Source organism: Enterobacter sp. H2G27 (assembly GCF_054403075.1).
In genome coordinates, this window is the sequence record NZ_JBSVSI010000001.1 from 1614932 (window position 1) to 1638490 (window position 23559).

25 protein-coding genes and 2 tRNA genes are annotated in these 23559 nt (G+C 56.3%); 11 read left to right on the forward strand and 16 right to left on the reverse strand.

Translation table 11 applies throughout. The features are described from left to right. Positions 1 to 48: 48 nt before the first annotated feature. Positions 49 to 1194: a trans-sulfuration enzyme family protein gene (locus ACW9E7_RS07660; RefSeq protein ID WP_458728376.1), complete on the reverse strand. Its 1146-nt coding sequence runs from the start codon at positions 1192 to 1194 to the stop codon at positions 49 to 51. Positions 1195 to 1205: 11 nt separating this feature from the next. Next, on the reverse strand, positions 1206 to 2576 hold the full coding sequence (locus tag ACW9E7_RS07665) for a pyridoxal-phosphate dependent enzyme (protein ID WP_136194727.1): 1371 nt from the start codon (positions 2574 to 2576) through the stop codon (positions 1206 to 1208). Positions 2577 to 2976: 400 nt separating this feature from the next. On the opposite strand from ACW9E7_RS07665, the gene ACW9E7_RS07670 reads away from it, so the two are divergent. The 4 genes from ACW9E7_RS07670 to fumD all read left to right on the forward strand — a co-directional run bounded on the left by ACW9E7_RS07670 (position 2977) and on the right by fumD (position 5816). Then, the gene (locus tag ACW9E7_RS07670) at positions 2977 to 3999 is read left to right on the forward strand and encodes a methionine ABC transporter ATP-binding protein (protein ID WP_045910313.1); all 1023 of its coding nucleotides are present in this window, start codon (positions 2977 to 2979) and stop codon (positions 3997 to 3999) included. After that, a complete protein-coding gene (locus ACW9E7_RS07675; protein ID WP_008500617.1) occupies positions 3992 to 4660 on the forward strand; it encodes a methionine ABC transporter permease in 669 nt (222 codons plus the stop codon). Before ACW9E7_RS07670 ends, ACW9E7_RS07675 begins: the two co-directional genes overlap by 8 nt. 23 nt (positions 4661 to 4683) lie before the next feature. Continuing rightward, on the forward strand, positions 4684 to 5496 hold the full coding sequence (locus ACW9E7_RS07680; protein WP_008500616.1) for a MetQ/NlpA family ABC transporter substrate-binding protein: 813 nt from the start codon (positions 4684 to 4686) through the stop codon (positions 5494 to 5496). A gap of 110 nt (positions 5497 to 5606) precedes the next feature. Continuing rightward, positions 5607 to 5816, forward strand: coding sequence for a fumarate hydratase FumD (gene fumD, locus ACW9E7_RS07685; RefSeq protein WP_023343959.1), 210 nt, complete (start codon positions 5607 to 5609; stop codon positions 5814 to 5816). Here the strand turns inward: fumD and ACW9E7_RS07690 are convergent. Genes ACW9E7_RS07690 through ACW9E7_RS07705 form a run of 4 tightly spaced genes read right to left on the reverse strand, consistent with a single transcriptional unit; the run spans position 5797 to position 8891 of the window. After that, a complete protein-coding gene (locus ACW9E7_RS07690; protein ID WP_458727511.1) occupies positions 5797 to 6483 on the reverse strand; it encodes an amino acid ABC transporter permease in 687 nt (228 codons plus the stop codon). The two genes, fumD and ACW9E7_RS07690, sit on opposite strands and share 20 nt — an antisense overlap. Further along, positions 6467 to 7243: an amino acid ABC transporter permease gene (locus ACW9E7_RS07695; protein ID WP_458727512.1), complete on the reverse strand. Its 777-nt coding sequence runs from the start codon at positions 7241 to 7243 to the stop codon at positions 6467 to 6469. The genes ACW9E7_RS07690 and ACW9E7_RS07695 overlap by 17 nt, the downstream gene beginning before the upstream one ends. After that, complete coding sequence (locus ACW9E7_RS07700) at positions 7243 to 8058, reverse strand: amino acid ABC transporter ATP-binding protein (protein ID WP_458727513.1); 816 nt, start codon at positions 8056 to 8058, stop codon at positions 7243 to 7245. The genes ACW9E7_RS07695 and ACW9E7_RS07700 overlap by 1 nt, the downstream gene beginning before the upstream one ends. A 2-nt stretch (positions 8059 to 8060) precedes the next feature. Continuing rightward, complete coding sequence (locus ACW9E7_RS07705) at positions 8061 to 8891, reverse strand: ABC transporter substrate-binding protein (RefSeq protein ID WP_458728377.1); 831 nt, start codon at positions 8889 to 8891, stop codon at positions 8061 to 8063. 245 nt (positions 8892 to 9136) lie between these two features. On the opposite strand from ACW9E7_RS07705, the gene ACW9E7_RS07710 reads away from it, so the two are divergent. Then, complete coding sequence (locus ACW9E7_RS07710; protein ID WP_038419198.1) at positions 9137 to 9304, forward strand: hypothetical protein; 168 nt, start codon at positions 9137 to 9139, stop codon at positions 9302 to 9304. Positions 9305 to 9396: 92 nt separating this feature from the next. On the opposite strand, the gene ACW9E7_RS07715 is transcribed toward ACW9E7_RS07710, so the two are convergent. Further along, positions 9397 to 9537, reverse strand: coding sequence for a hypothetical protein (locus ACW9E7_RS07715; protein WP_003857665.1), 141 nt, complete (start codon positions 9535 to 9537; stop codon positions 9397 to 9399). 125 nt (positions 9538 to 9662) lie between these two features. Here ACW9E7_RS07715 and ACW9E7_RS07720 point away from each other — a divergent pair, with 125 nt between their 5' ends. After that, entirely contained in the window at positions 9663 to 10445 is a 783-nt protein-coding gene (locus tag ACW9E7_RS07720) for an MBL fold metallo-hydrolase (RefSeq protein WP_458727514.1), read from the forward strand. 72 nt (positions 10446 to 10517) lie between these two features. Further along, complete coding sequence (locus tag ACW9E7_RS07725) at positions 10518 to 11153, forward strand: carbonic anhydrase (protein ID WP_109844381.1); 636 nt, start codon at positions 10518 to 10520, stop codon at positions 11151 to 11153. 28 nt (positions 11154 to 11181) lie between these two features. Here the strand turns inward: ACW9E7_RS07725 and ACW9E7_RS07730 are convergent, their stop codons facing one another. The 4 genes from ACW9E7_RS07730 to mdtK all read right to left on the reverse strand — a co-directional run bounded on the left by ACW9E7_RS07730 (position 11182) and on the right by mdtK (position 14581). Next, positions 11182 to 12777 (reverse strand): FAD-NAD(P)-binding protein, encoded by a 1596-nt coding sequence (locus ACW9E7_RS07730; protein ID WP_458727515.1) that lies wholly within the window; start codon positions 12775 to 12777, stop codon positions 11182 to 11184. A 119-nt stretch (positions 12778 to 12896) separates the two neighbouring features. Beyond that, positions 12897 to 12973, reverse strand: a tRNA-Val gene (locus ACW9E7_RS07735). Between the two features lie 4 nt (positions 12974 to 12977). After that, a tRNA-Val gene (locus ACW9E7_RS07740) sits at positions 12978 to 13054 on the reverse strand. Between the two features lie 153 nt (positions 13055 to 13207). Beyond that, entirely contained in the window at positions 13208 to 14581 is a 1374-nt protein-coding gene (gene mdtK / locus ACW9E7_RS07745) for an MdtK family multidrug efflux MATE transporter (protein WP_458727516.1), read from the reverse strand. Positions 14582 to 14806: 225 nt separating this feature from the next. Between mdtK and ACW9E7_RS07750 the strand changes: the two genes are divergently transcribed. Then, positions 14807 to 15448 carry a riboflavin synthase subunit alpha gene (locus ACW9E7_RS07750; protein ID WP_095442481.1) on the forward strand — a complete coding sequence of 214 codons (642 nt, stop codon included), beginning with the start codon at positions 14807 to 14809 and terminating at the stop codon, positions 15446 to 15448. Between the two features lie 32 nt (positions 15449 to 15480). Here ACW9E7_RS07750 and cfa read toward each other — a convergent pair whose 3' ends face one another. Beyond that, a complete protein-coding gene (gene cfa / locus ACW9E7_RS07755) occupies positions 15481 to 16629 on the reverse strand; it encodes a cyclopropane fatty acyl phospholipid synthase (RefSeq protein ID WP_458727517.1) in 1149 nt (382 codons plus the stop codon). Between the two features lie 298 nt (positions 16630 to 16927). Then, entirely contained in the window at positions 16928 to 18127 is a 1200-nt protein-coding gene (gene punC, locus ACW9E7_RS07760; RefSeq protein ID WP_143345013.1) for a purine nucleoside transporter PunC, read from the reverse strand. A gap of 114 nt (positions 18128 to 18241) precedes the next feature. On the opposite strand from punC, the gene punR reads away from it, so the two are divergent. Next, the gene (gene punR / locus ACW9E7_RS07765) at positions 18242 to 19153 is read left to right on the forward strand and encodes a DNA-binding transcriptional activator PunR (RefSeq protein WP_048222755.1); all 912 of its coding nucleotides are present in this window, start codon (positions 18242 to 18244) and stop codon (positions 19151 to 19153) included. 17 nt (positions 19154 to 19170) lie between these two features. On the opposite strand, the gene purR is transcribed toward punR, so the two are convergent. Next, a complete protein-coding gene (gene purR / locus ACW9E7_RS07770) occupies positions 19171 to 20196 on the reverse strand; it encodes an HTH-type transcriptional repressor PurR (protein ID WP_194400987.1) in 1026 nt (341 codons plus the stop codon). Positions 20197 to 20493: 297 nt separating this feature from the next. On the opposite strand from purR, the gene cydH reads away from it, so the two are divergent. Together cydH and ACW9E7_RS07780 are read left to right on the forward strand one after the other, a co-directional pair. Beyond that, entirely contained in the window at positions 20494 to 20583 is a 90-nt protein-coding gene (cydH, locus tag ACW9E7_RS07775) for a cytochrome bd-I oxidase subunit CydH (protein WP_136194736.1), read from the forward strand. Between the two features lie 163 nt (positions 20584 to 20746). Further along, on the forward strand, positions 20747 to 21913 hold the full coding sequence (locus tag ACW9E7_RS07780; protein ID WP_149366745.1) for an MFS transporter: 1167 nt from the start codon (positions 20747 to 20749) through the stop codon (positions 21911 to 21913). Positions 21914 to 21951: 38 nt separating this feature from the next. On the opposite strand, the gene sodB is transcribed toward ACW9E7_RS07780, so the two are convergent. Together sodB and ACW9E7_RS07790 are read right to left on the reverse strand one after the other, a co-directional pair. Then, the gene (gene sodB, locus ACW9E7_RS07785; protein ID WP_023311353.1) at positions 21952 to 22533 is read right to left on the reverse strand and encodes a superoxide dismutase [Fe]; all 582 of its coding nucleotides are present in this window, start codon (positions 22531 to 22533) and stop codon (positions 21952 to 21954) included. A gap of 122 nt (positions 22534 to 22655) precedes the next feature. Continuing rightward, entirely contained in the window at positions 22656 to 23429 is a 774-nt protein-coding gene (locus ACW9E7_RS07790; RefSeq protein ID WP_136194737.1) for a C40 family peptidase, read from the reverse strand. Positions 23430 to 23559 lie beyond the last annotated feature (130 nt).

The following is a 23559-nucleotide window of genomic DNA, read 5'->3' on the forward strand; positions in this document are numbered from 1 at the left end:
CCATGATGACAACTTGTGGCGGCAGGTGAGGGACCTGCCGCATTTTGCTTATTTTTGCAGCGCCTGGCTGAGGTCGGCAATCAGGTCTTTGGGATCTTCAATCCCGACTGACAGGCGGATCAGCTGCGGCACAATGCCGTTTGCCTGGCGTTGCTCGAGCGGAATCGACGCGTGGGTCATGCTGTAAGGCTGGCTCACCAGACTTTCCACGCCGCCCAGGCTCTCCGCGAGGGTGAAAAGCTTCAGGTTACGAATCACCTCGGTGGCGCGTTGCGCATCGCCTTTTACCACGACGGAAATCATGCCACCGGGCAGGGCCATCTGGGTGCGGGCAAGCTGATATTGCGGATGCGACTCCAGGCCGGGATAGAACACCTTTTCGACCAGAGGGTGTTGCTCCAGCCATTGCGCAATCGCCAGCGCGTTGGTGCTGTGCTTTTCGACCCTCAGCGCGAGCGTGCGAATACCGCGCAGCGTCAGGAAACTGCTGAACGGATCCAGAACGCCGCCCACCGCGTTTTGCAGATAGCCCAGCTTGTCCGCCAGTTCCTTGTTATCCCCGACAATCGCCAGCCCGGCGACCACGTCAGAGTGGCCGTTAAGGTATTTGGTGGCAGAGTGCACCACGATATCGAAACCAGACTCCAGCGGACGGTGGATCACCGGCGACGCGAAGGTGTTATCCGCCACGCTGATGACGTTATGACGACGGGCGATTGCCGCGATGGCCGCCAGATCCGCCAGCTTCAGCAGCGGGTTGGTCGGCGTCTCGACCCACACCATACGCGTATCCGGGCGGATGGCGGCCTCGAGCCCGGCGAGGTCGTCCGGTTTAACCCAGCTGACCTGCAGGCCGGTGCTGCGTTTGCGCACGTTTTCGATCAGGCGGTACGTCCCGCCGTAAACGTCATCAATGGCGACGATATGGCTGTCTTTATCCAGCAGTTCGAGCACCGTGGAGATGGCCGCCAGACCGGAAGCGAAGGCGTAGCCGCGCGCGCCGCCCTCCAGTTCGGCGATCGCGGTTTCCAGCGCGTGGCGGGTAGGGTTGCCGCTGCGCGAATACTCATAGCCGGTATGCTCGCCGGGTGACGGTTGCGCAAACGTCGAGGTGGCGTAAATCGGCGGCATGACGGCGCCGTGCTGGTCGTTGAACTCGCCGCTGTGGACGCTCAGGGTAGCCAGGTTTTTCATCATCTGTTCCTTTATTGCTGAAGACGGTTGCGCCAGGCGGTCAGAACGTCGCTGCGCGTAATCAGACCGAGAAAACGGTCGTTGTCATTAATGACGGCCACCAGGCCGCGGTCGAAGATGGCGTGCAGGGCGCTTTCCGGGGCGTGTTTATCAAGAAACTCCACCTGACGCGTCATGGCTGCCGTCACCGGCAGCGCGAAGCGATCGCCGTCGCCGCCGATATGCCGCAGGAGATCCCACTCGTCGATAATGCCGACCACCTTGCCGTTCTCCAGCACCGGCAGCTGGGAGATGTCATACAGACGCATGCGTGCCAGAACGGTGGAAAGCGTGTCGTCCGGGGCCGCGGTAACGGTGGCGCCTTCATCGTGACGCAGGGCGATGTAGTCAGACAGGTCGCCGGCCTGAGGACGCGTGATGAGCCCCTGCTGTCGCATCCAGTCGTCGTTGAACATCTTCGAAAGATACTTATTGCCGCTGTCGCAGGCGAAGGTCACCACGCGCTTCGGCGTGGTCTGCGCCTGGCAATACTTCAGCGCGGCCGCAAGCAGCGTGCCGCTGGAGGAGCCCGCCAGAATGCCCTCCGTTTTCAGCAGCTCGCGCGCGGTGGTGAAGGCTTCGCGGTCGGTGATGCGCCAGGCGCGATTCACCCCTTCAATGTGGGCCAGCGGCGGAATAAAGTCTTCGCCAATTCCCTCAACCAGCCAGGAGCCCGCGTCGTGGTAGCATCCGGTTTCCACCTGGTCGGCTAGCACGGATCCGGCCGGGTCTGCCAGGACAAATTCAGTATGCGGAGAGTGCTCGGCGAACCACGCCTGCAGGCCGCCCAGCGTGCCGCCTGAGCCGACGCCCACGACGATGGCGTCGATCCGGCCGTCAAGCTGTTCATACAGTTCCGGCGCCGTGGTTGTGCGGTGCGCCAGCGGGTTGGCTTCGTTGTTGAACTGGTCGATGTAAAACGCGCCGGGCAGCTCACTGGCCAGGCGCTGGGCGTAATCCTGGTAATAGGCCGGGTGGCCCTTATTGACGTCGGAGCGGGTCAGCACCACCTGGGCACCCAGCGCGCGCAGGTGGAAAATCTTCTCGCGGCTCATTTTGTCCGGCACCACCAGAATCAGCGAGTAGCCTTTCTGGGCGGCGATCAGGGCCAGGCCGAGGCCGGTATTGCCCGCCGTAGCCTCAATTATCGTGCCGCCAGGCTTCAGCTTACCGGTACGTTCCGCTTCGTTAATCATCGACAGCGCAACGCGATCCTTAATCGAACCGCCCGGGTTCTGGTTTTCCAGCTTCAGAAAGAGCGAGCAGGGACCGGTATCAAGCTTATGCAGCTGGATCAGCGGGGTACGACCAATCAGTTCGGTGACGGAGTGATAAATCGTCATGATGTTTTCCTTTCTGGATGTCATGACGGGATGATAGGGCGGTGAAATTTTCTCAATAAAGAACCATTCACTGCCGTTTAGAACAGAAAGGAATATAAATGCCATTTCTGGATGGCAGGACAGCAAGACGTAAAGTTGTCTGGATGTGAGGATGGCTATATCGGGATAAAATGCTGCAAAAATGACCGTTTTTTGCGCCCGTCCGCCAGCAGATATGCATCCGGCAGATAATCATTGCTGAAATTGGTCTAAATGCTTCCCACCCGGTAAATCCGCTGTTTATTTCGGAAAGTTATAACACATTCTTTTTTGTTCATTTAAAAGCGGGTAACGGCTGTTTACTATCGTTTGGACATCCATACTGCTAAACCGCCACGGGCGGCACGGATAATGAATAAGAATGATTGTACTGAGCAATATTTCGAAGGTTTTTGACAACGGAAAGGTGGCACTCACAGCCGTTGATAACGTCAATTTGACGATAGCACAGGGACAGATATACGGGATCATTGGTTACAGCGGCGCAGGTAAAAGTACGCTTATCCGCCTGCTCAACGGGCTGGAAAAACCGAGCAGCGGCAGCGTAACCATCAACGGGCAGAACATTTCTGCCGCAAAAGGTGAAGCGCTGCGCCAGGCGCGTCTGAAGATCAGCATGGTGTTTCAACACTTTAACCTGCTGTGGTCGCGCACGGTCAGCGAGAATATTGCGTTCTCGATGCAAATTGCCGGCGTACCGAAAGCCGAAATAAAGGCCCGCGTGGCCGAGCTTATTGAACTCGTTGGCCTGAAAGGTCGCGAGCATGCCTATCCGTCGCAGCTGAGCGGTGGTCAAAAGCAGCGCGTGGGCATTGCGCGTGCGCTGGCTAATCGCCCGGATGTGCTGCTCTGCGATGAAGCCACCTCCGCGCTTGACCCGCAGACCACCGATCAGATCCTCGATCTGCTGCTGGATATTAACCGCCGCTTTAAGCTGACCATCGTGCTCATCACGCACGAGATGCACGTGGTGCGCAAAATCTGCGACCGCGTGGCGGTAATGGAGAACGGTAAGGTGGTGGAAGAAGGAGACGTGCTGAGCGTCTTTACCCATCCGCAGCAGCCGATTACGCAGCAGTTTGTGCGTCAGGTGAGCCAGTACGCTGAAGAAGAAACGTTCAATACCGAACTGGCAAACGATCTGGAAGGGACGGTCATCAGGCTGACCTTTACCGGGCACAGCACGCATAAGCCGATTGTGGGCGAACTGACGCTGCGCTACGGCCTGCCGTTTAACATCCTGCACGGAAAAATGACCCAAACCGCTCACGGCGTGTTTGGTCAACTCTGGGTGCACGTCGTGGCATCTGACGAACAACTGAACAATATCCTCGCCGACCTGCAGCACAGCGATATTGAAGGCGAGGTGATTAAACATGGCTGAGAATCTCTTTCCGCATCTCAAGTGGGATCAGCTCTGGGCGGCGACGCTTGAGACGCTGTACATGACCGCGCTGTCCGGGGTGGCGACCTTTGTGCTGGGCATCGTGCTGGGTCTGGCGCTGTTTTTAACCGCGCGCGGCGGATTGTTCCACAACCGCACGGTCTACAGCGTGATTTCGATTGTGGTGAACGTGTTCCGCTCGATTCCGTTCATCATTTTGATTGTGCTGCTGATCCCGTTCACCAAGACCGTCGTCGGCACCATTCTTGGCGCCAACGCGGCGCTGCCGGCCCTGATAGTGGGTGCCGCACCGTTCTACGCACGCCTGGTGGAGATCGCCCTGCGTGAAGTGGATAAAGGCGTGATTGAAGCGACGCGCTCGATGGGCGCACGACTGAGCACGCTCGTGTTTCGGGTTTTACTGCCGGAATCATCACCCGCACTGGTATCAGGTATTACGGTGACGCTGATTGCGCTGGTGAGCTACAGCGCAATGGCGGGGGTGATTGGCGCCGGTGGTTTGGGAAATCTGGCTTATCTGGAAGGATTCCAGCGCAACCATGGTGACGTCACGCTGGTGGCAACGGTGACCATTTTAATCATCGTTTTCATTATCCAGTTCTGCGGCGATGTCATTACTTCACTGTTAGATAAACGCTAATAAATACACACAGGAACCACATCATGAAAAAGACACTGACACTGATCGCCGCTGCAACCCTGAGCGCCCTGAGCTTCGCCTCCTGGGCCGACACCCTGACCGTGGGTGCATCCAACACGCCGCATGCGGAAATTCTGGAGCAGGCAAAGCCGATTCTGGCGAAGCAGGGTATCGACCTGGAGATTAAACCGTTCCAGGATTACATTCTGCCGAATACCGCGCTGGCGGGTCATGACATCGACGCGAACTATTTCCAGCATATTCCTTACCTGAACAGCGTGCTGAAAGATCATGCGGGCGATAAGGACTACGATTTTGTCAGTGCGGGCGCGATCCACATTGAGCCAATCGGCATCTACTCCAAAAAATACAAGTCGCTGAAAGACCTGCCGGAAGGCGGCAAGATCATCATGCGTGACGCGGTTTCTGAAGAGGGCCGTATTCTTTCCATCTTCGAGAAAGAGGGCGTGATCAAGCTGAAGCCGGGCATCGATAAAGTGACCGCGCGCATCAGCGACATCGTCGAGAACCCGAAAAAGCTGAAGTTCACGCCTAACGTTGAAGCGTCTCTGCTGCCGCAGATGTACAACAACAACGAAGGCGATGCGGTGGTGATCAACGCCAACTACGCGATTGACGCCGGTCTGGATCCGGTTCACGACCCGATTGCGGTAGAGAGCGGTGAAAACAACCCGTACGCCAACATCATTACCGTACACCGCGGTGACGAGAAGAAGAAAGATATCGTCGCGCTGGTGAACGTGCTGCACTCGAAAGAGATTCAGGACTGGATCCGCACCAAGTACAAAGGCGCGGTTATTCCTGTAAACAACTAATTTACTGATTTTACTGATGAAGCCCGGCGAGTCTATCGCCGGGCTTCTTTTTTGTATCCGGCTGGAGAATCATTTAAGCTCAACGTTTAACAGGCAATGGAGTGATGACGATGGGTAACGTGACCAAAGATGAAGCGCTGTATCAGGAGATGTGCCGGGTGGTCGGGAAAGTCGTGCTTGAGATGCGTGATTTAGGGCAGGAGCCAAAGCATATTGTCATTGCCGGAGTCCTGCGTACCGCGCTGGCGAACCAGCGCGTGAAACGCAGTGCATTGACAACCGAGGCAATGGAAACGGTGGTTAAAGCGCTGGCCGGGTAAGGCGCCAGCGTTTCGCAAGCTGCTCGAGCGAGCAGCAGAGCAGGTAGTAGACCACGCCCGTAAAGATTAAAATGGCCGCCGGATAGATTTGCACCCGGTTGTTGACCTGTCCCGCCACCGTGGTCAGTTCCGGGACGTTCACGATAAACGCCAGCGACGTATCCTTCAGCAGGCTGATAAAAATCCCCACCTGCGACGGCAGAATATTCCTCAGCGCCTGCGGCAGCAGCACGTGCAACAGGGTTTGTTGGGTGCTGAAGCCCTGAGACAGCGCGGCCTCGTACTGCCCGGTCGGCAGTGCGCTCAGCCCGGCCAGCACCGAGTGCATCACGGTGGCCGCCGTAAACCAGGCCAGTGCCAGCGTGACGGTCAGCGCCCCGGGAAGATCGCCCCCGGTGATGAGCGGCAGGAGATACCACATCCAGAAAATCACGAAGATGAGCGGGATCCCGCGAATCAGCTCTGCCCATAAAAAGAGGACTTTTCGCACGAGCCCGGTAAAGCGCCAGGCCAGGCACGCGAGCAGTATCCCTCCGGGCAGAGCGATAACCGCAGCGCCTGCTGCCATCATTAACGAAAGCAGCACGCCTCCCGGTTCACCGGCTGCCGCGCGTCCCCACAGCAGATAATCGAGGTTATCGGTGATGACATTAAGTCCGGCAATCATGTTTTTCACTCCCTGTGGTGGCGACGATCGGGCGTTTACGTTTCGCCTGTGGCCCAAGGCGTACCAGCACCATCCCCATGACCAGGCCGGTCAGCAGATAGAGCACGGTACCGAGGGTAAACGCCTCCAGCGCGTGCGCGTTATAGCTTTCGATCTGCCTGACCTGATAGGTGAGCTCGGCGAAGCCAATCCCGCTGGCGAGCGAGGAGAGCTTCATCAGATTGAGATACTGGCCCACAACGGGCTGCCAGGCGTTGGCCAGGCCCTGCGGCAGAAGGATGAAGCGAAACAAGCGCCACGTGGAGAATCCCTGGGCGAGCGCCGCCTCCCGCTGCCCGGCGGGCACGGAACGCAACCCGGCTTCCACCTCTTCGATTAAAAACGCCGAGGTAAAAACGCCCAGCCCCCAGGCAGAGCATAAAAATTCGGGCGTAAACCACCAGACGTCGCCGGGCAGAATGGACCAGCTGTGATCGGCGTTGACCGCGTCGCGAAACGCCTGCGGCAGCCCGTTCCAGGCGGCAAAATACCAGAACAGCAGCTGCACCAGCAGCGGCGTATTGCGAAACAGCGATACCCAGCCGCTGACGATCGCTTTCCCGACGCGTCCACCGGACAGGCGCAGGAGCATAAAGAGCAGTGCGAGCAGGCTGGCCAGCACGATCCCCGCCAGCGTCACCCACAGGGTGGTGAGAAATCCGGAAAGTATCCACTGCAGAGGCTGTCCGGTCAGTACCCCCTGCCAGTCGAGCGCGGGCATTACAGATGCTCCTGATGCAGCGGATCCAGCACCTTTTGCAGGAAGCGCTGCGCGCGCGGATGCGCTGGCTGGCTGAAAAACTGCGCCGGCGGCGCGGTTTCCAGAATTTGCCCGCCGTCGATAAAGACAATCCGGTCGGCGATTTCCCGGGCAAACTGCATCTCATGAGTCACCACGATCATCGTGATCCCGCTGTGGGCGAGGGCTTTCATCACGAACAGCACTTCACCAATCATCTCCGGATCCAGCGCGGAGGTGGGTTCATCGAACAGAATGATTTGCGGTGAAGAGGCGAGGGCGCGGGCTATCGCCACGCGCTGCTGCTGTCCGCCGGATAGCTCTGCCGGGTAATGGTGGGCCTTTTCCAGCATCCCGACCTTCTCCAGCAGGGCCAGCGCGCGCGCCTGGGCTGGCTGTGGCTTCCAGCCGTGAACGTGCTCCAGTGCCAGGGTGATGTTCTGGCTGGCGGTGAGATGGGCGTAAAGATTGAACTGCTGGAACACAAACCCCACGCGGCTACGCAGCTGACGCAGCCCGGTACCGGAGAGCTTTCCGGTAGGCTTGTTGTCGACCAGAATCTCCCCGCCGCTCAGGGTTTCAAGCTGGTTGATAAGACGGATCAGGGTGGATTTACCGGAGCCTGAAGGGCCGAGGATGGCAACCACTTCTCCGGGCGTGATGGTGAGGTTAATGTCGTTTAAAACCTGATGGTCACCGTAGCGTTTGTCCACATGACGAAACTCGACGCTGGCCTGTTCCAGATGTGAAAAATCCGCGGCACCGGCCGCGGAGTGTGAAAATAAACCTGAGAGCATAATTACCTGGCTTCTATTTTAAAGGCGCGCGGCTGTGGAGCAGGGGTGCCAGGACCAAACCAGACATCATAGATTTTTGCCGCCTGACCGGTCTTCTCGAGATTAACCAGTTCGTCGTTAACGGCTTTCAGCAGCGCCGTTTCACCTTTCTTCACCCCTACGCCAATCTCTTCTTTACTGAGCAGGTCGGGCAGGATTTTGAAGTTGGCTTTGTCCGGCGCCTGCGCCAGCAGGCCGGCCAGAATGGTGCTGTCCTGGGTAATGGCCTGTACGTTGCCATTGCGCAGTGCGGTCAACGCCAGCGGGATGTCGTCATAAGAGAGGACGCGGGACTGCGGGAAATGCTGGTGCAGCGCCTGCTCGCCCGTCGTTCCTTTTACTGCGCCAATGCGCGCCCGGCTATAGTCATCAAGCTTGTCCGGTGATTTTGCCGGAACGAGGAACTGCTGGCCGGTAACGAAGTAAGGCGTAGAAAAATCAATGACCTGTGCGCGTTCCGGGGTGATGGTGATATCCGCCACGATCAGGTCGGCTTTGCCGGACTGCAGCAGCGGAATGCGGTTGGCCGGATTGGTGGCAACCAGTTCAAGCTTCACGCCGAGCGATTTTGCCAGCGCTTTGGCAAAGTCCACGTCATAACCCACGATCTCATGCGTTTTGGCATCAATCGAGCCAAACGGCGGGTTGGCGTCAAACGTGGCCACTTTCACCACCCCTGCTGCCTTAATATCCGCCAACTGATCGGCCTGTGCCTGAGCTGAAAGCAGGCTCCCCGCCGCCAGTAATCCCAGAACCAGTGTCCGTTTGGTAAACCCTTTCATATTTGCTGCCATAGTCATTCGCCATCCCGTTGTTTTTGTTTTACCCCGTTACGCTCCCATAAGGGAAAGCTATCGCCAAATAAGAAATCGTTCTTTGCTATGAGCAAAAAAGCATTAGTGAACAAGGTGTTAATGAAGCGTGAAAAGGACGGGGTGCTATTTGCAGATCCTGCACATAGACAGTAGATTTTGGTATTTCCCCTGCACGGGATTTGGGTGCTTAACTGAGGTCAGACACGGCGAGAGAGGGTAAGACGATGAAAAAGTGGATCAGCACGTTACGGCGGTTTTTTGCGGCCCGGCCAGCGAATGCGGAGAACAGCGCGCAACGTGTTCTTGAGTCGATACTGCCTGTCGCCAGCCTGTATGGCGTAGACGTTGCCAACATTGACCCGGAGTGGTTCCATGATAAAACGTCACGCTGAACTGCGCCGCACGCGCGAAACCTACTGGAACGAGGTGTGCGTGACGTTTAACGAGTGAAATAAAAAAGCACCGGTTTCCCGGTGCTTTTTTATTAGATCTTGCAGGCGTCGCCGCAGTCATCGTCGGCGACAATCGCCTGCGCTTTTTTGTCTGCATCGTCCAGACGTTCCGCATTACGCTCTTCAGCTTCATCCAGACCGTTAAAGACTAAGTTATCGAGATCAATTTCCATGTTGCACCTGCTCTGTTCAGTTTTCGATACTGGCACAGTATAGGGCAAAAAAAGCCAGCAATGTACCTCGCAGCACATAAGGATAATCCCTGCCATACTCAGTGCTTTATCGCTGAGGAGAGCACATGATTACACTCTGTAAAACCTGTGGAACCGCCTACGATACGCAGCCGGACAGATGCCCGATTTGTGAGGATGAACGCCAGTATGTGCCCATCACGGGGCAGGCGTGGACCGATCTCGATACCGTCACCGCCACGCACAGCAACAAATGGCAGCAGCTGGAGCCGCGATTATTCGGTATCAAAACGGTTCCTGCGTTTGCGATTAACCAGCGGGCGCTGCTCCTGCAAACGCCCCACGGCAATATCCTCTGGGACTGCATCGCCAACCTCGATCCCGCAACCCAAACCCTCATCGCCGCCCTTGGCGGCATCAGCGCGATTGCGATTTCACATCCGCACTATTACACCACGATGCAGGAGTGGGCTGCGGCGTTTGATGCGCCGGTGTACCTGCACGCCAGCGACAAAGAGTGGGTGATGCGCGACAGCCCGGCCATTCATTTCTGGGAGGGGGAAACGCAGGAGATTTTCCCGTCGGTGACCCTGCTGCGTCTGGGTGGGCATTTTGCCGGGGGAACGGTGCTGCACTGGCAGGAGGGGGACGGGGTATTGCTGGTTGGCGATATTCTGCAGGTCACGCCGGGTAAAGACGCCGTCTCGTTTATGTGGAGCTACCCGAATTATCTCCCGCTGCCGGCCCGAACGGTGGCGTCGGTGGTGAGTCATCTCGAAGGCAAAACCTTTGAACGTCTTTACGGCGCGTTCGAAGGGCAGAACATCCTGGCCAGTGCGGACGAGATCGTGCAGCGGTCGGGCCAGAAATATATTGCTTGTCTGAAGTAAACCACGATGGGTAAACTTTACGAGTGTGATCTCGATCATGCCTAAACTAAAACAGATAAAAGAGACATTGCTATGCAACATATCATTGAAGGTTTTCTCAGCTTTCAAAAAGAGATTTTCCCGCAACGTAAAGAACTCTTCCGCAGTTTAGCGTCCAGCCAGAATCCCAAAGCGCTGTTCATCTCATGCTCCGACAGCCGTCTGGTCCCGGAACTGGTCACCCAGCAAGAGCCAGGACAACTCTTTGTCATTCGTAATGCTGGCAACATTGTGCCGCCGTTCGGACCGGAGCCAGGCGGTGTGTCCGCTACCATCGAATACGCCGTCGTGGCGCTGGGCGTCACGGATATCGTGATTTGCGGTCACTCCAACTGCGGCGCGATGAAGGCGATTGCCGATAACGCGAACCTGGAGCCGATGCCTGCGGTGTCACACTGGCTGCGCTATTCCGACGCGGCGAAAGCCGTGGTTGAGAAGAAAACCTGGGATAAGCCGATCGATAAGGTCAATGCGATGGTGCAGGAAAACGTCTTTGCGCAGCTGAGCAACATCAAGACCCATCCGTCCGTTGCGGTGGGCCTGCGTAATAACTCCATCCGACTGCACGGCTGGGTGTACGATATTGAAAGCGGCGAAATCCTCGCGCTGGATAAAGCGACGAAAAGTTTCGTTTCGCTGTCGGAAAACCCGGAAGTCTTCTTCGAGTAATTACCGACAGCAGGGCATGGAAGCCCTGTCAGATCTCAATATACGGCAAACTTCTCCGCGATCCCGACGCGGGTTTTTCAGCCGCCTTCGCCATCGCTTCTGCAATCTCTGCACATTCCGCCAGCCCCTGCACGAAGGGATGGTCGTGCATCAGCCACGGTATCGCGCCGAAGGTGATGCGTCCGCGCACGGTGTCAGGCGCTTTTAAGGTGTAATCCTCGCCGATATCGGGTATCTCATCGCCGGTTGCTTCCAGCTGTTTTCGCAGCGTCGGGAAAGGCAGATCTTTCGTTTTGAGCGGCTTTTGTCCGCGTGCGTCAATAAATACGTCGAAACGATAGACGGTCTCTTTTGTGGTTATCACCGTTCGATCGCTGCCAACGTCGAGCGTATAGTCGTCACCGAGCGCGGCCACGCTGATGATGCCGGCTTCGCGAAGTGCGAGCAGCCTGCGGATAGACTGCGGAGGAATGGCGGCATAATTGTCGATAAATACCCGAGCCAGCCCCTGACTGAAGCGTTCACCGTCTTGCTCATCGAGATGGGGGACGATCTCCTGAACCACTTCATGCAGCCGAAGCACGGTATAGCGCCAGGCCACGGTACGGCGTTCCCGTTTGTTGCGTTCAACCTCGTTGAGATTCTCTTCCGCCCAGGTAAAGGGGCCGTGCCGTTTACGATCCTCAAACCAGGCCTCACGAATAGTGTCCGCATTCAGCGTATGCAGAGACATTTTCTCGCACCATGCCGGATCGGCAAGCTGAAGCTCTTTGACCATCAGGGCAAAAATGCGGTCAAGCAGGCCATCCGGTCCTTTGGCTATCTCGCTTTCCACCACGAATTCGGTCAAAACCGACAGCGGTTCGTAAGGAATAGGGCAGTAAAAATCGGCTTCCGGCAGAATGCCCGTCCGGGACATCAGCGTAATGTGTAACCCTTCGCTGCCGTTGTCGAGGATGAATTTACCGTCACGAAACTCACCGTGCTGCATCACCACCGCCATAGCCGCGTCGAGACCGCTCAACGAGGTGCCCATAATGCCCACGCGGCAAGGGGGAATGCTGGCATCCATCAGGCCGGACCACGGGCTTGGGAAGAACGTGCGCGTGGCTTCATCCTCCTCTGGCCAGACGTGGCCGGTGGCGATAACCGCCAGGTCGAATTTATCCGGTAGGGTGCGGTCGTTGACCGAAATCGTCACGCCGGTTGTCGAAGGGTTGATGTCGGTGACCTTCGCTGATTCATGGATCTCAACCTGGAACCCCAGGTTTTTCGCCTCTTTTACGATTGATCGAAAGCTGTCGCGAAAATACTCCCCCAGCAGGATCCTCGGCAGGAACTGCCGATCGTGCAGGCGGGCTTTATCAACCTTAAAACGCGCCAGATGGGCGTCGCTCTGTTCCTTGAGCCAGTCGAGGTAGGTCATAAAAATGGGCGGGATTTCAATGCTCGCAATGTTCGCCAGCATCAGCCGGGAATTATCGCCTTCGTTATAGGGCATGCCCACGCCGGCTTCATCTGCCTGCTCGAAAACGGAAACGGAGAGCGGAGTGCTGTTTTGAAGCAGGTGATAAAAGGTGTAAATCCCTGTGGGGCCGGAGCCGATAATCGCGATTTTCTTCATCGACACGTTTCCTGTGTTTTTTTCCATAGGAAAAGCGTAGCAGGAGAATAATGATGAAAATAAAGGATTAAGAAAATTCAGGCTATCAGAGGAGAATTTGCACCATTTCAGGACTGAAATGGTGCGTCCGAGTGGACTCGAACCACCGACCCCCACCATGTCAAGGTGGTGCTCTAACCAACTGAGCTACGGACGCAGAATGGTGCGTTCAATTGGACTCGAACCAACGACCCCCACCATGTCAAGGTGGTGCTCTAACCAACTGAGCTATGAACGCAACGTGTTGTCGGTGACAACGGGGACGAATATTAGCGGCACAGCCCCGAGGTGGCAAGAGGGAAAATGCAATTTTCTCTCTGATTTCACGCGATTGCTGTATTACCGCGCAAAGTGAAGAGAAAGTAGCCGCCGGGCGGCGGCTACTGCGTATTTAACGGGCAGCGCGTTGCAAAATGATCGTTGATGGCTGGCGCTGCAGGAAGCGCATGCGCATCATCATCATAATCGCCGCCGACGTCAGGCCGATGATAAAGCCCATCCAGAACCCCGCCGGCCCCATGCGGTCAACCACCAGGTCGGTCAGGGCCAGAATATAGCCACACGGCAGACCCAGCACCCAGTAGGCGATGAAGGTGATAAAGAAGATGGAACGCGTGTCTTTATAGCCGCGCAGCACGCCGCTGCCAATCACCTGAATGGAGTCAGAAATCTGGTAAATCGCGGCCAGCAGCATCAGGTGCGATGCCAGCGTGACGACTTCCGGATTGTCGTTATAGAGCAGGGCGATCTGCTCGCGTAATGCAACGGTAAAGAGCGCAGTACAGATCGCCATGCAGACGCCGACGCCCAGCCCGGTTCGGGCGGCCGTTTGCGCATCGAGCGTTGAGCCCTGGCCCAGACGAAAGCCCACGCGAATCGTCACCGCCGCCGCCAGCGACATCGGCAGGACGAACATCAGGGAGCTAAAGTTCAGCGCGATCTGGTGCCCGGCGACGTTCACAATGCCCAGCGGGGAGACCAGCAGGGCGACCACGGCAAACAGGGTCACCTCAAAGAACAGCGCGAGGGCAATCGGCAGCCCTAACTGCACCAGACGCGTCATGATGTTCCAGTCCGGCGTGCTGAATCTGTGCTCGTTACGAATATCGCGCATGGAGCGGGCGCGCTTCACGAAGGTAAGCATCGAGAAGAACATTACCCAGTAAACGGCGGCCGTCGCCACGCCGCAGCCGACGCCGCCCAGCTCCGGCATCCCGAAATGACCGTAAATAAAGATATAGTTAACGGGAATGTTGACCAGCAGCCCGATAAAGCCCATCACCATGCCGGGCTTAGTTTTCGCCAGGCCTTCACACTGGTTACGCGCCACCTGGAAGAAGAGGTAGCCAGGCGCACCCCAGAGCAGCGCGCGCAAATAACCCACGGCTTTGTCCGCCAGTGCCGGGTCAATGTTATGCATAGCGCGAATGATATGGCCCGCGTTCCAGAGCACGACCATAATCAGCACCGAGACAAATCCTGCCAGCCAGAAGCCCTGGCGGACCTGATGGGCAATGCGCTCGCGGCGCCCCGAACCATTGAGCTGAGCGATAACAGGCGTGAGCGCGAGCAGCAGACCGTGACCGAACAGGATGGCCGGAAGCCAGATTGACGTACCGATAGCTACGGCCGCCATGTCGGTGGCGCTGTAGCCACCCGCCATTACCGTATCCACAAATCCCATTGCGGTCTGGGCCACCTGCGCGACGATCACTGGTATAGCCAGTGCCAATAGCTGGCGCGCTTCATTCATGTACTTCTGCACGTGAACACCTTTATTTTGTAGTTATATGAGAGACTAAAAAAGCCGCCGAAACTGGCAGCAAGAAGAAAATGCAGGGGGGTGCCAGCTATTGTAGCGGGCTTTAGCTATTTATCTAGTGAAAAAATCGCCAGAAAATGCGCTCTGCTGGCAACCTGTTTTTCCAACTGTTATTGTGGAGGGATTAAACGGTGTCATCACCGTTCGGAAAAAACAGGAGTTGTAAGCATGTTTACTGGTATTGTGCAGGGCACTGCCAAAGTGGTGTCCATTGATGAAAAACCTAATTTCCGTACTCATGTTGTTGAGCTGCCGGAATATATGCTCGAGGGCATTGAAACCGGCGCGTCGATTGCCCATAACGGCTGCTGCCTGACCGTTACCGAAATTAACGGCAACCAGATTAGCTTTGATTTAATGAAAGAGACGCTGCGCATCACTAACCTGGGCGAGCTGGTGGTAGGCGATACCATCAACGTTGAGCGCGCGGCGAAGTTCAGCGATGAGATTGGCGGTCATCTTATGTCGGGGCACATCATGACCACCGCCGAAGTGGCGAAAATCGTGACCTCGGAAAATAACCGTCAAATCTGGTTTAAAATGCAGGACCCGTCATTAATGAAATACATCCTCTATAAAGGATTTATTGGCATTGACGGGATTAGCCTGACGGTAGGGGAAGTGACGCCAACGCGTTTTTGCGTGCATTTAATTCCTGAAACGCTGCAGCGCACCACGCTGGGCGCGAAAAAACTGGGGCATCGCGTGAATATCGAAATCGATCCTCAGACCCAGGCTGTGGTGGATACGGTTGAGCGCGTGCTGGCAGCAAAAGAAGCCGCAATAATAAAGACCGCCGAAGAGGAATAAAAAAATAACCCCGGATATCCGGGGTTATTTTTTTAGCGTGCGACACGCAGTCCGTGTTCTATCCCACGGCTGAATACCACCTGCCAGAGCTGAATATCCCGTGCGCGAAACGCCCCCGCGCAGGCATTCAGATAATAGCTAAACATTCGTTTGAATCGTTCAGAATAGTTGTCCGCAATCTCTGGCCAGGCTTTCTGGAAACGTTCATGCCATGCCATTAAGGTGGTGTCGTAGTCCGCGCCAAAGTTATGCCAGTCTTCCATCACGAAATGGGGTTCACTGGCGTTGGCAATCTGGCGAACGGACGGTAAACAGCCATTCGGAAAGATGTATTTGTTGATCCACGGGTCAACGTTGTTGTCGGTCCGCTTAGAGCCGATGGTGTGCAGCAGGAAGAGCCCGTCCGGTTTCAGATTACGATCCACCACCTCAAAGTAGGTATCGTAGTTTTTTGGCCCCACGTGCTCGAACATGCCGACGGAAACGATCCGGTCGAACTGCTCGTTCAGGTCGCGGTAGTCCTGCAGCCGGATATCCACATCGAGACCCTGGCAGCGCTCTCGCGCCATTTTTTGCTGTTCCGCTGAGATCGTCACGCCGACCACGCTGACGCCATAGTGCTTCGCCATAAAATACGCCAGCCCGCCCCAGCCGCAACCGATATCCAGCACGCGCATGCCGGGCTGTAGCTGCAGTTTTTCACTGATCAGACGCAGCTTGGCCTGCTGAGCCTCTTCAAGCGTCGAGGCCTCTTTCCAGTAGGCGCAGGAGTATTGCATGAAAGGGTCCAGCATACGGCTGAACAAATCGTTGCCAAGATCGTAATGTTCTTTGCCAACGATCCACGCGCGTTTTTTACTCTGGAGATTGAAAAGTCGGGCAGAGGCGACGCGCAGGGTGTCTTTCAGGTTGCGAGGGAGTTGATTTTCAAGACCGGCACGCAACACGCTGGCGAAAAAGGTATCCAGACGTTCACACTCCCACCAGCCGTCCATGTAGCTTTCTCCCAGGCCTAACGACCCTTCCCGCAACACGCGTTTAAAAAAGTCGGGATGTTTAACCTGAGGATCGGATGGCGATGATCCATTGATAGTGATGCCTGCTCGACCTAACAGTTCACTGACGATCCGGGACCAGTTATCGTCCGGAACGCTGACTTCTTCTATACACGATGAACTCATAGCTTCTCCATCACCCTACTGTGATCAGAACCTTAAAACAGCGTAGACGCTTTTTTTGGTTTGTGAGAAATCTCACGGTAAATACCGCGAGGCTAGTATCCGACGTAGAACAGAGGAAGGGAGATAACCCTTGCCGAAATGCCTTCCATGGTAAAACGGGAGCACTCCGGCTCCCGTTAACACTTAATATTTATCGTATTTAATCGAACCAAATTTAGTATAGGCTTCAAAATTTGGTGATTCAATAGAAAATTGTTAGCAACCTAATCACTGAAATATAACATGATTTCTGGCGCAATCAGGCATGCGAGGTTTCCACCTGAGCACCGTTATCCTGCTCACGCTGCGCGGAGGCCTGCATGCGATAGCCCAATACCGCCAGCGCTACGGTGAACAGCATCACGCTGGTGGTGGTCAAAAGCGGCGTAGCAATCAGCGCCGAGACCACCAGGCTTGCCAGGAAGCACAAACCCAGCTGCAGGGTGTTCTGCAGCGCGGCGGCGCGGCCTGTTGCCTGCGGGAATGGACGCAGCGCCTGCGCCACAACGATAGGGTAAATCGCCCCGTTCGCAATGGCCATCACGCAGAACGGGATCAAAATTTCGGCCAGACCGGCACCCGGAATAAAGCCAACGGCCCAGGTCCCGATGACGCTCAGCGCATACAGCACCAGCAGCCACGGCAGCATCTGCTGGCCTTCCCATTTTTGCAGCGCCGCGCGACAGCCGTACCCGCCCACAAGGAACGCGATTGTCTGCGGAACATAGCTCAGGCCGATGGCTGCCGGGCTGTAGCCCATATCGTGCAGAATGAACGGCGAGCCGGTGAGCCATGCGAAGAAGCTTGCCGAGCAGGCGGCATAGATCAGGACATTCCCGCGATACGCTTTGGCGCTCAACAGTGAGGTGAAGGTAATCGGCTTCGCGTCGGCATGCGCCTCTTTTTTATGCGCAGGCTTGAGGGCAAACGCCGGCAGCATCAGCACCAGCGTGATGGCAAACAGCGTGGCAAAAATGGCCTGCCAGTCAAAGTGCGCGAGGATCCAGCTGCCCAGCAGCGGAGCCAGGGCAGGGGAGAGGCCCACCAGCGGCATAATGGTGGCGAAAATACGGTTTGTGCGGTTAGCCGGGTAGTAGTCGGTCACCAGCGCCTGCCAGGTCACGGCCGCGGCACAGACGCCCACGGCCTGAACGAAGCGCAGCACCAGCAGCCAGGTGGCGTCGCGTACCCATAACATCCCCAGGCAGCCCACGGCAAAAATGGCCAGACCCAGCAGCAGTACCGGTTTACGACCAAAGCGATCCGAGAGCGGTCCCCAGAGCAGCTGTGCAAAAGCAAAACCGGCGAGGAACAAACTCAGGCTGGCACTGATGGCGGCAGCGGGGGTTTGCAAATCTTCCTGCATCGCGGCAAAAGCCGGCAGGTACATATCGGTGGCCAAAAAGCCCAGCACGCTTAAGCCGCCGAGCCAGACTAAAAAACCGTTCCTGGGTTGCATTATTTTATTCTCCTGAGGAGGCAGGTATACATTGGCGCTGAGTGTAGGGAGTGCAAAGCCGCTTGTGAAACGCTAATATTTGGCGGGTGCATTCAAATTTTTTGCAGGCAGAAAATGTGGTCAGATTATTCTCTTGAAGTGGTCGATGCTGTCGCGCGTAACGGCAGCTTCAGCGGTGCGGCGCAGGAGCTGCACCGCGTCCCTTCGGCCATCAGCTACACGGTGCGTCAACTGGAGGAGTGGCTGGCGGTTCCGCTGTTTGAGCGGCGGCATCGTGACGTGGAATTGACGCCCGCCGGGGCGTGGTTTTTGAAGGAAGGGCGTTCTGTTATCAAAAAAATGCAGATCACCCGCGAACAGTGCCAGCAGATCGCCAACGGCTGGCGGGGACATCTTTCCATCGCGGTGGATAACATCGTGAAGCCGGAACGCACCCGACAGATGATTGTCGATTTCTATCGTCATTTCTCTGACGTTGAGCTGCGGGTCTCGCAGGAGGTGTTCAACGGGGTGTGGGATGCGCTGGCGGACGGCAGGGCGGAGATGGCGATTGGCGCGACGCAGGCGATCCCGGTCGGGGGACGTTACGCCTTTCGCGACATGGGGATGCTGAGCTGGAAATGCGTGGTGGCCAGCGATCATCCTCTGGCAGCGATGGACGGGCCGCTTAGCGACGATACGCTGCGCAACTGGCCCTCGCTGGTGCTGGAGGATACGTCCCGTTCATTGCCCAAGCGTATCACCTGGCTTCTGGACAACCAGCGGCGGGTGGTGGCTCCGGACTGGGAATCGTCGGCGACGTGCCTCAGTGCCGGACTGTGCGTCGCGATGGTGCCCGTTCATTTTGCGCGTCCGCGCATCGATACCGGCGAATGGGTTGAACTGACGCTGGAAAATCCGTTCCCGGACGCGGCCTGCTGCCTGACCTGGCAACAAAATGATGTCTCGCCCGCCATGGCCTGGCTGCTGGATTATCTGGGGGACAGCGAAACGCTGAACCGGGAATGGTTACGGGAGCCAGCGTAGCTGGCCCCGTAAAGGGATTAACGACGGTAGTCGCGGAACGGACCGTCCGCAACGGAACGGCGTTCAATCAGGCGCGGGTGAACTTCAATGGACTGCGACTCTTCGCGCTTGTTGACGATCCTGTCGAGCAGCATATTGAAGGCCGTTTCGCCCAGCGAATCTTTCGGCTGGTGAATGGTGGTCAGCGCTGGGGTGAAGAAGCGCGCGTTACGCACGTTGTCATACCCGATCACGGAAATATCCTGCGGTACGCGCAGACCCAGCTCATCGGCGGCGCAGAGCGCGCCCATGGCCATGATGTCACCCCCGCAGAAAACGGCGGTCGGACGGTGCGGCTGGGAAACGATCTGCTGCATCGCGCGGTAGCCTGATTCCGGCTCAAAGTCGCCCTGCACGATCCAGTTTTCCGGCACGTTGATCAGCGCTTCTTCCATCGCTTTCATAAAACCGGCAAGACGGCCCGCCCCGGTGTTGCGCTCCAGCGGACCCGGGATCACGCCAATCTCGCGGTGACCGCGTTCGATCAAATAACGACCGGCCATATAGCCGCCTTCAAAAGCGTTATCGATAACGGAATCGGTGAAGTCTGCGCGCGCTTCGCCCCAGTCCATCACCACCATCGGAATATGGCGATACTCTTCCAGCATCGACAGCACTGACTCCGGATACTCGGAGCACATTACCAGCAGGCCATCAACGCGCTTTTGCGCCATCATCGACAGGTAGGCACGCTGTTTTTCAATGCTGTTCCACGCGTTGCCCAGAATCAGGGTATAGCCTTTCTGGAAGCAGTTCTTTTCGACCGCTTCAATGATCTCGGCAAAATAGGCCGCTTCACTGCTGGTTGCCAGCAATCCAATGGATTTGGTGTGATTAACCTTGAGGCTACGCGCAACCGCACTTGGCGAATAGTGCAGCTCTTTGATCGCTGCCCAGACGGCGTTGCGCGTCTCTTCCGCCACAAAGCGGGTTTTGTTAATTACATGTGATACGGTTGTGGTGGAAACGTTTGCGCGTTTTGCTACGTCTTTAATTGTTGCCATTAAATGTCACTCCAGACCATATCCTAAGCTCCTGAAAAACTTGAAGGTAAACGTTTGCCTTCTCTCACCCTTATCTCGCAATGTTGAATTGCGGCACGCCGGGAAAACGACACGGGACGTCAGGAGGGGGTCAATGGCCGGTACGCTAATAAATTTAGCGTGGAATTTTGTCCTATCTTGATGAAAAGGGGAAGAGGTAAAGTGGTTATCAGTATAAATCCAGGAAGATTTTTGACGTAATCTGTGCAAAAATGAGCAAGCTCACTTTTCGTGTGGGGATTAAAAGGAGAAAAATTGATGAGTTCCGATCTTAAGTTTTCGCTGTTCACCACCGTTGTTGTGCTGGCTCTGATTGTTGTGGCCGGTCTGACGGCTGCGCTGCACTGATTTACGCGGAGGGAGAGCCTTCTCCCTCCCGACTCCCCGGATTGTTACTTCTCTGGCAAAAATCTTTTGCCATTTTGTTAACTTCTCATTTTTTGTGATTGATGTCATGCTTTCCGCTTCTTTGTTCTGTGTCACCACGTGACACGGCATCCGGAGTTGACGCATGAAAATCAATTTTCCCCTGCTGGCCCTGGCGATTGGCGCTTTTGGGATTGGCACCACTGAATTCTCCCCGATGGGGTTACTGCCCGTCATCGCCCGCGGCGTGGACGTCTCGATCCCCGCGGCAGGCATGTTGATCAGCGCCTACGCTATCGGCGTGATGGTGGGGGCGCCGCTGATGACGCTTCTCCTTTCGCACCGCGCGCGCCGCAATGCGCTGATTTTCCTGATGGCGATTTTCACCCTCGGCAACGTGCTATCGGCCATTTCGCCGGACTACACCACGCTGATGCTGTCGCGTATTCTGACCAGCCTTAACCACGGCGCGTTCTTTGGGCTGGGATCGGTCGTTGCTGCCAGCGTGGTGCCAAAACACAAGCAGGCGAGCGCCGTGGCCACCATGTTTATGGGTCTGACCATCGCTAACATCGGCGGTGTTCCTGCTGCAACCTGGCTGGGAGAAGCGATCGGCTGGCGTATGTCTTTCCTGGCGACGGCCGGGCTGGGCGTGGTCGCGATGGTGGCATTGTTCTTCTCCCTGCCGAAAGGCAGCGCCGGAGAACGTCCGGAAGTGCGTAAGGAGCTGTCGGTGCTGGTGCGCCCGCAGGTGCTTTCCGCACTGCTTACCACCGTTCTCGGGGCAGGGGCGATGTTTACCCTCTATACCTATATTTCACCGGTACTGCACGATATCACCCACGCAACGCCTCTCTTTGTGACCGCGATGCTGGTGCTGATTGGCGTGGGCTTCTCGATTGGTAACTATCTCGGCGGGAAATTTGCCGACCGTTCCGTGAGCGGGACGCTGAAGGGCTTCTTAACCCTGCTGATTGTCATCATGATCGCCATTCCGTGGCTGGCGCGTAACGAGTTTGGCGCCGCGATGGCGATGGTCGTCTGGGGTGCAGCAACGTTCGCCGTGGTGCCACCGCTGCAGATGCGCGTGATGCGTGTTGCGCATGAAGCGCCGGGCCTCTCATCCTCGGTCAATATCGGTGCCTTTAACCTGGGCAATGCGCTCGGTGCGGCGGCCGGTGGGGCCGTTATTTCAGGTGGTCTGGGATACAGCTTTGTGCCGGTGATGGGGGCAATCATTGCCGCGCTCGGCCTGCTGTTGGTGATGATGTCGGGTCGTAAACAGCCAGAAGCAGCCTGCGCTGCGGAATAAACCAAAAACGCAGAAGGGCGAACCCTTCTGCGTGTCTTTTACGCGGCGAAGTTCTTCGCCACAAAGTCCCAGTTAACCAGTGCCCAGAAGTGTTCCAGGTAGTTCGGGCGCGCGTTACGGTAATCGATGTAGTAAGCGTGTTCCCATACGTCCACGGTCATCAGCGGCTTCGCGCTGGTGGTCAGCGGGGTGCCCGCGTTAGAGGTGGATACGATAGCCAGTTTGCCATCCGCCTCTTTAACCAGCCACGTCCAGCCTGAACCGAAGTTCTTGATGGCGGCATCGGTGAATTTCGCCTTGAAGTCCGCGAAGCTGCCAAAGGCGGCGTTGATGGCGGTAGCCAGTTCACCGGCAGGTTCACCGCCGGCATTCGGCGCCAGGCAGTGCCAGTAGAAGGTATGGTTCCACACCTGAGCGGCGTTGTTGAATACGCCACCTTCTGAGCTGCGGACGATCTCTTCCAGCGTTTTGCCTTCAAAATCGGTGCCCTTGATCAGGTTGTTCAGGTTGGTGACGTAAGTCTGGTGATGTTTGCCGTAGTGATATTCCAGGGTTTCCGCAGAAATGTGCGGTGCCAGGGCGTCTTTTGCATACGGTAGTGCAGGTAATTCGAACGACATTGCTTCTCTCCTTATTGTATTTTGCGTTGCCAATAACCACACAGACAACAAGGACAGGATAGCAAATTGAAAGGGTATGCAAAAGAGGAACTTACCCTGCCAAGGGTGTGGCAGGGCAGGGGTTAGCGAATGGTTTTCGGCGTCATCACGCGGCGTGCGCCGACGTAGTGGCGTACCCAGTAGTCTTCACTGAGAGAGGTGATCTGAATATCCTGACCGCTACGTGGAGACTGGATGAATTTTCCGTTGCCGACATAGACGCCAACGTGGTCAGCCGTCCCGCGGCCCTGGGTGCGGAAGAACACCAGATCGCCATTTTCCAGCTCACCGCGGTCAACCGGTGAGGCATCGCGCAGGTGGTACATTTCGTTGGCGGTGCGCGGAATGCGGAACTTGACCAGATCTTTATAGGCGTAATAGACGAGGCCGCTGCAGTCAAAACCGGTACGCGGCGAAGTCCCACCCCAGTGATAAGGTTTACCAATCTGCCCCATCAGTTTATTCATTGCGGTTTTTTGCGCTTTCTGTACGCGCACTTTATGCACTTCCGCAATTTTGGTGACCTTCGTGCATTTCGCCTTATGGCCTTTACGCGTGATGCATTTTTCAGTAACGAGGTTAGCGGCGGTTTGCGAAGCTTTACTTTTGGCAGAGTGGGCAGTGCGGGAAGGTTTTGTTTTCGTTTTGCTGGAAGCGGTCTGTTTCGTCTGAGCCGGTGTTTTTTTCTTGTCGTTCTTAGCGGTGGTTTTTTTCTTACGTTCTGTGGCTTTCACCAGATGGTTTTTTTGTACAGCAGAATGCCGCGCCTGCTGAGAGGCGTTTGCCACTGGCGTGAAAGTGAGTGAAGTAAACAGTAAAGCACAGAGCGTGATCGAGATTTTATTTATCCGCGCCACTGGGCAGTCCCCTGATAAATGCAGGTCATCAATAATACCCGCGTGTGATTTACAAAGCCCGTCGATTCTAATCTATAAAAAGCCAGAAAGTTAATAGCATTTTTCAATCTACAATCGTGTTTCGTTAGCA